This window comes from Pseudomonas sp. CM25 (assembly GCF_013179705.1).
In the GTDB taxonomy this organism is placed as follows: domain Bacteria; phylum Pseudomonadota; class Gammaproteobacteria; order Pseudomonadales; family Pseudomonadaceae; genus Aquipseudomonas.
Genome location: NZ_JABMCW010000318.1, coordinates 1 through 6,042 on the forward strand (window position 1 = coordinate 1; position 6,042 = coordinate 6,042).

A 6,042-nucleotide genomic window follows, 5' to 3' on the forward strand; every position below is an offset into this window, starting at 1 on the left:
ATCCGAGTCATCGCCGCCCACATGGTCGCGCAGCATCAGCAGCATGCCGAGTGCGGAACTGTCGATGTAGGTGGCGTCGCTGAGGTCGACGACCACCGAATCTGGCTTGCTGATGCGTTCGTAAGCCTTGCGAAATTCCTGGTGTTTGCCGAAGTCGAAGCGCCCTTTGATCTTGATCGTCAGTTTTTTCCCGTCCGGCGAAATATCCGTATCGACTGCCATGCTAGCGATTCCTTCGATGATGGCGAATGCAACTCCATTAAGGTTTAGCAGGCCGCTGCAGGTGTAGCAAGGTCATACCTGTACCGGCCCTATCGCCGGCAAGCCAGCTCCCACAGGTGCGGCGCAAGGCCTGAGCCCTGCGCAATTCCTGTGGGAGCTGGCTTGCCGGCGATAGGGCCGGTACAGGCTAAAGGTGATTCTGCCGCGGCAGGCGCTGGGAAAGCTCGTCCAGCAAGCGCTGCTCGCGCTTGTCTTCGGCGCGCCGGGCCTCGTCCATATAGCGCTGCACCAGTTTGCGCAAACCTTCCACCCGGGCATAGGCCTGCTGCCAGGTGCCGCGGGCGTTGTTGAGGTTGTTCTGGTGCCACACCAGGCTCTGGCGCTGCTGGGTCATGGCCGTTTCCAGCTGCCCCAGGAAGCGCTGGTAATTGACCAGCCAGCTGCCATTGACGCCCTGCCCGCCGCGGTTGATCCACTGCAATTGGTAATCCTCGCGAAAACGCTCCAGTTCGGCCAGCTTGGCCTGCGCCGTGGTCACCTGCTGCTGGAAATGCCCAAGGCGCTGCGCTGCCTTGCGCTCGGCCTCCTCGGCCATGTCCACCACCGGCGCCAGGCGCGCGGCGCGCCCAGGCAGCGCCATGGCCTATCAGCCCGCCGGGGGCGAGAAGATCGCCCCCAGCTGGTCGCGGCTCTGCGCCATGCCCACGTTCTCGCGCAGGCCTTGGCGCAAGAACTCCACCAGCCTGGATTGCAAGGCAATCGCCAGGTCGGTTTCCGGGTCGCCGCCGGGCACGTAGGCGCCCACGCTGATCAGGTCACGGCTTTGCGACAGGCGCGACCACAACTGCTTGAACTTCTGCGCCTGGCGCAAATGATCGGCATCGACCACCTGCGGCATGACCCGGCTGATCGAGGCCTCGATATCGATGGCCGGGTAATGGCCTTCCTCGGCCAGCCGGCGCGACAGCACGAAGTGGCCGTCGAGCACACCCCGCGCCGAGTCGGCGATCGGGTCCTGCTGGTCGTCGCCTTCGGACAGCACGGTGTAGAACGCAGTAATCGAACCACCACCCGCCTCGCCGTTACCGGCCCGCTCCACCAGCTTGGGCAGCTTGGCGAATACCGACGGTGGGTATCCCCGGGTGGCGGGCGGCTCGCCGATGGCCAAGGCAATTTCCCGCTGGGCCTGGGCAAAGCGGGTCAAAGAGTCCATCAGCAACAGCACATTCTTGCCCTTGTCGCGGAAATATTCGGCAATACGCGTGCAGTACATGGCGGCACGCAGGCGCATCAGTGGCGCATCGTCGGCGGGCGACGCCACCACCACCGAGCGCTTGAGGCCTTCTTCACCGAGGATATGCTCGATGAATTCCTTCACCTCGCGACCGCGCTCGCCGATCAGGCCAACCACGATGATGTCGGCTTCGGTGAAGCGGGTCATCATGCCCAGCAACACCGATTTACCTACCCCGGTACCGGCGAACAGGCCCAGGCGCTGGCCACGACCGACGGTGAGCAGGCCATTGATGCTGCGGATACCCACGTCCAGCGGCTTGCTGATGGGGTCGCGGTTGAGCGGGTTGATCACCGGGCCGTCCATCGGCACCCAGTCCTCGGCCTTCATCCCGCCTTTGCCATCCAGCGCGCGGCCGGCGCCATCGAGCACCCGGCCGAGCATGCTCATGCCCATCGGCAGCCGGCCGCCGTCATCCAGCGGCACCACCCTGGCGCCCGGGGCGATGCCGACGATGCTGCCGACCGGCATCAGGAATATCTTGGGCCCGGCAAAGCCCATGACTTCAGCCTCTACCTGCACCGGGTGGTAGCTGTCGTCATTGATCACCAGGCAGCGGCTGCCTACGGCGGCGCGCAGCCCTTCGGCTTCCAGGGTGAGGCCGACCATACGCAGCAGGCGGCCTTCGACAATGGGCTGGGTCGGCAGCTCGATGGCTTCGGCGTAGCTGCCGAGGCGCTTGCCGAAAGTGGTGCGTTCAAGGCGCATCCGGGCCATCCACAGAGCGCTCGAGCGGGGCATCCAGATCTACCGCCATGTCTGGCGCGGCCGGGTGCAGGGAATGGTCGTGCAGCTGGTCGAACAGTTGTGCCACGGCCTTCTCGATGCGGGTTTCCATGCTGGCATCAATGCGGCTATGGGCCGTCTCGATGCGACAGCCGCCGGGCAGCAGCGCGCTGTCTTCGAGCAGCCGCCAGTTTTCCTCATGGCGTTCCCGCAAGGCCTTGGCCAGCTCGAAATCCTGCGGGTTGAGGTGGATGCGGATATTGTCCGCGCCCATGGGCAGCAGCTTCAGCGCTTCGCGCAGCACCTGGGTGATCTGGCTGGAGTCACTGCGCAGTTCACGGCCGATTACCTGGCGGGTCATGTGCGCCACCAGGTGCACGAGGGATTTCTCGATCTGCGTGTCCTGCTCGGCGATGGGCTCCATCAAGTTGGCCATCAGCCGCTCAAGACCGACCAGCTTCGCCTTAAGGGCCTCTTCGGCTTCCTGGCGAACCTTCAGCTGGGTGCTGTGGAAGCCCTCGCGCTCACCGGTGGCGAAACCTTCGTTGTAGGCTTCCTGGCGGATGGCCTCGAGTTCTTCCAGGGTCAGTGGCTGGACTTCTTCCAGCGGCACTTCCTCGACTTCCTCCTCGATCACCTCGGGTTCCGGATCGGGCTCGGGTATGTGCTCGGGCTGCGGGTCGAAGCTGGGCAGCGTCCACACGTCCACGCCTTCGAGGTCGCGGGCGCGGATCAGGTCGCTGGGGTGATGTTCTTTGGTGGACATGTTTTCAGATACTCAAAAGCCAGCAGCAACCAACGCGCCCCCTGTAGGAGCGGCCTTGTGTCGCGAAAGGGCTGCAGAGCAGCCCCAGATTTCAGCTTCGCAGTAGCTATAGTCGGGGCTGCTTCGCAGCCCTTTCGCGACACAAGGCCGCTCCTACAGGGACCGCGTCGCCCTCTGGATCAGATCATTTCCTCGGCGCCTTTGCCGCCGAGCACGATCTCGCCGGCCTCGGCCATGCGGCGGGCGATGGTGAGGATTTCCTTCTGCGCCGTTTCCACGTCGCTGACCCGCACCGGCCCCTTGGCCTCCAGGTCGTCGCGCAGCAGCTCCGAGGCACGCTTGGACATGTTCTTGAAGATCTTGTCCTTGACCCGCTCGTCGGCGCCCTTGAGCGACACCACCAGCACGTCGGACGACACTTCGCGCAGCAGTGCCTGGATACCGCGGTCGTCGACATCGGCCAGGTTGTTGAAGACGAACATCAGGTCTTCGATCTGCTCCGACAGGTCGCTGTCGATTTCGCGGATCGCGTCCATCAGTGCACCTTCCACCGAACTGTCGAGGAAGTTCATGATGTCGGCGGCGCGCTTGATGCCGCCCAGGGTGGTGCGCGCAGCGTTGGAGTTGCCCGAGAACTGCTTCTCGAGGATCTGGTTCAGCTCTTTCAATGCCGCCGGCTGCACGGTGTTCAGCGACGACACGCGCAAGACGATGTCCAGGCGCACCTTGTGGTCGAAATTGCTCAGCACTTCACCGGCCTGGTCGGGGTCCAGGTAGGCCACCACGATGGCCTGGATCTGCGGGTGCTCGTAGCGGATCACGTCGGCCACGGCGCGTGGCTCCATCCACTTCAGGCTGTCCAGGCCGCTGGTGTTGCCGCCCAGCAGGATGCGGTCGACCAGGCCGTTGGCCTTGTCTTCGCCCAGCGCCTGGTTGAGCATCTTGCGGATGTAGGCATCCGAGCCCACCCCCAGGCTGGTCTGGTCGCCGACGATGTCGACGAACTCGCTCATCACCTGCTCGACCTGGTCACGGTGCACATTGCCCATCTGCGCCATGGCCACGCCCACCCGCTGCACTTCCTTGGGGCCCATGTGCCGCAGCACCTGGGCGGCATCGGTCTCGCCCAGCGAGAGCAGAAGGATCGCCGCTTTGTCGACGCGGCTCAGCTTGGCGGTAACGGCTCGGTTATCACTCATCGGCGTTGATCCAGTCTTTCACGACCTGGGCAACACGGCCCGGGTCTTCGGCCACCAGGCCTTTGATTGCGTTGAGCTGTGCCTCGTAACCCTCGCTCGGGCTAGGCAGCAGAATGCTTGTCGGGCCACCCAGGCTGACGCGATCGTTGGCCAGTTCGCCATCGAGCCCCATCATGCCGCCCAGCTCCATGTCGCTATCCGGGGCAGCCTGCTTGCCGCCCCCTGTGATGTTGTTAAGCACCGGCCGCAGCACGCCGAACACCAGCACCAGGATGAACACCACGCCCAGCACCTGCTTGACGATGTCCCAGAACCACGGCTGCTGGTAGAAGGCGATCTCGGCGATTTCTTCGCCACGGTCGACGGCGAACGGCACGTTGATCACCGTCACGCTGTCGCCCCGGCTGGCGTCGAAGCCGACGGCGTCCTGCACCAGGCGGGTAAAGCGCGCCAGATCCTCGGCAGCCCACGGCGCACGAGTGGTGTCGCCAGTAGCCGGGTCGATCTTGACCTGGTCGTCCACCACCACAGCCACCGACAGGCGGGTCATGCGCCCCTGCTGCTGGCGGGTGTGGCTGATGGAACGGTCCAGCTCGAAGTTTCTGGTGCTTTGCTGGCGCTTGTCCGCAGGGTACGGCGCGAGCATCGGCTGGCCGGTGGCCGGGTCCATGATCTGCTGGCCGTTGGCATCCACCAGCGGCTGACCTGGCTGAATGGCGGCGGCCGGGGTGGCCGCGCCACCGGTGGTCTGCGGGGCCGAGGCAGCGCCGGGCGGCTGATTGCTCAGAGCGCCGGGTACGCCCTGCGGCCCTTGGCTGCTGGCGCGCTGCTCGTCCACCGACTGCTCGCTGCGCAACGCCGGCTGGTCGGGGTTGAACTGCTCGGCAGTCGATTCGACAGCGCTGAAGTCCAGGTCGGCAGACACTTCGGCCTTGTAGCGATCATTGCCCAGCACCGGTTGCAAGATATTGCGCACGCGCTGGGTCAGCATGCTTTCCATGCGGCGGCTGTAGTCGTACTGCTTGCCGGCCTCGGTCAGTGCCGAATCCTGCAACTGCTCGGACAGCAAGGTGCCCTTCTGGTCGACCACGGTGACCTGTGACTTGTCCAGCTCCGGCACGCTGGTGGCGACCAGGTTGACGATGGCCATCACCTGCCCGGCTTCCAGGGCACGGCCCGGGTACAGCTCAACCAGTACCGAGGCGCTGGGCTTGCGTTCGTCACGCACGAACACCGAGCTTTTCGGGATGGCCAGGTGCACGCGGGCAGCCTTGACGTTGTTCAGGCTGGACACGGTGCGCGCCAGTTCGCCTTCCAGGCTGCGGCGGTAGCGGGTGGCTTCCATGAACTGGCTGGTGCCCAGGCCCTGCTCCTTGTCGAGCAGCTCGAAACCGACATTGCCGTCGCTCGGCGCCACGCCGGCGGCAGCCAGTTTCAGGCGCGCACGGGAGAGGTCGTCGGCCTTGACCAGCAGCGCGCCGGAATTGGGTTCAACGTTGTAGGGGATGTCGGCAGCGGCCAGGGTGTCCATGACCTGCTTGGTGTCCATGCCCGACAAGCTGCCGTACAGCGGCCGGTAGTCGGGTTGTTGCGACCACAGCACCACGGCAAAGCCGATCGCCACGCTGGCGGCCAGGCCGACCATGAGGCCGACCTGACGCAGCATGGGCATCTTCGCGATGTTTTCCAGGGACGCCATGCCGAACAGCGGCGGCTTGGCCGCCGGCGAGCCGGTTTTGGCAGGGGCGTTGTCGACGACTGCTTCAGCCATGGGTTACATCCGTCCTCAAACCGGCATCTGCATGATGTCCTGGTACGCCTGGACCAGCTTGTTG

The 6,042-nt window shown here is 64.9% G+C and carries 7 protein-coding genes; all 7 read right to left on the reverse strand.

Annotated features, from left to right (window positions below; genetic code table 11):
* The coding region (locus HP546_RS24220) for an STAS domain-containing protein (protein WP_172230502.1) at window positions 1-222 on the reverse strand (222 nt) is incomplete at its 3' end.
* A gap of 187 nt (window positions 223-409) precedes the next feature.
* Window positions 410-862 (reverse strand): flagellar export protein FliJ, encoded by a 453-nt coding sequence (gene fliJ / locus HP546_RS24225; protein WP_172230505.1) that lies wholly within the window; start codon window positions 860-862, stop codon window positions 410-412.
* 6 nt (window positions 863-868) lie between these two features.
* Complete coding sequence (fliI, locus tag HP546_RS24230) at window positions 869-2,224, reverse strand: flagellar protein export ATPase FliI (protein ID WP_172230508.1); 1,356 nt, start codon at window positions 2,222-2,224, stop codon at window positions 869-871.
* Window positions 2,214-3,008 carry a flagellar assembly protein FliH gene (gene fliH, locus HP546_RS24235; protein WP_172230511.1) on the reverse strand — a complete coding sequence of 265 codons (795 nt, stop codon included), beginning with the start codon at window positions 3,006-3,008 and terminating at the stop codon, window positions 2,214-2,216. Before fliH ends, fliI begins: the two co-directional genes overlap by 11 nt.
* A gap of 179 nt (window positions 3,009-3,187) precedes the next feature.
* Window positions 3,188-4,207 (reverse strand): flagellar motor switch protein FliG, encoded by a 1,020-nt coding sequence (gene fliG, locus HP546_RS24240; protein ID WP_003254434.1) that lies wholly within the window; start codon window positions 4,205-4,207, stop codon window positions 3,188-3,190.
* Window positions 4,200-5,978 (reverse strand): flagellar basal-body MS-ring/collar protein FliF, encoded by a 1,779-nt coding sequence (gene fliF / locus HP546_RS24245; RefSeq protein ID WP_172230514.1) that lies wholly within the window; start codon window positions 5,976-5,978, stop codon window positions 4,200-4,202. Before fliF ends, fliG begins: the two co-directional genes overlap by 8 nt.
* A gap of 15 nt (window positions 5,979-5,993) precedes the next feature.
* Window positions 5,994-6,042 (reverse strand): flagellar hook-basal body complex protein FliE (locus HP546_RS31905; RefSeq protein WP_172230517.1); only part of this gene is annotated, 49 nt, incomplete at its 5' end.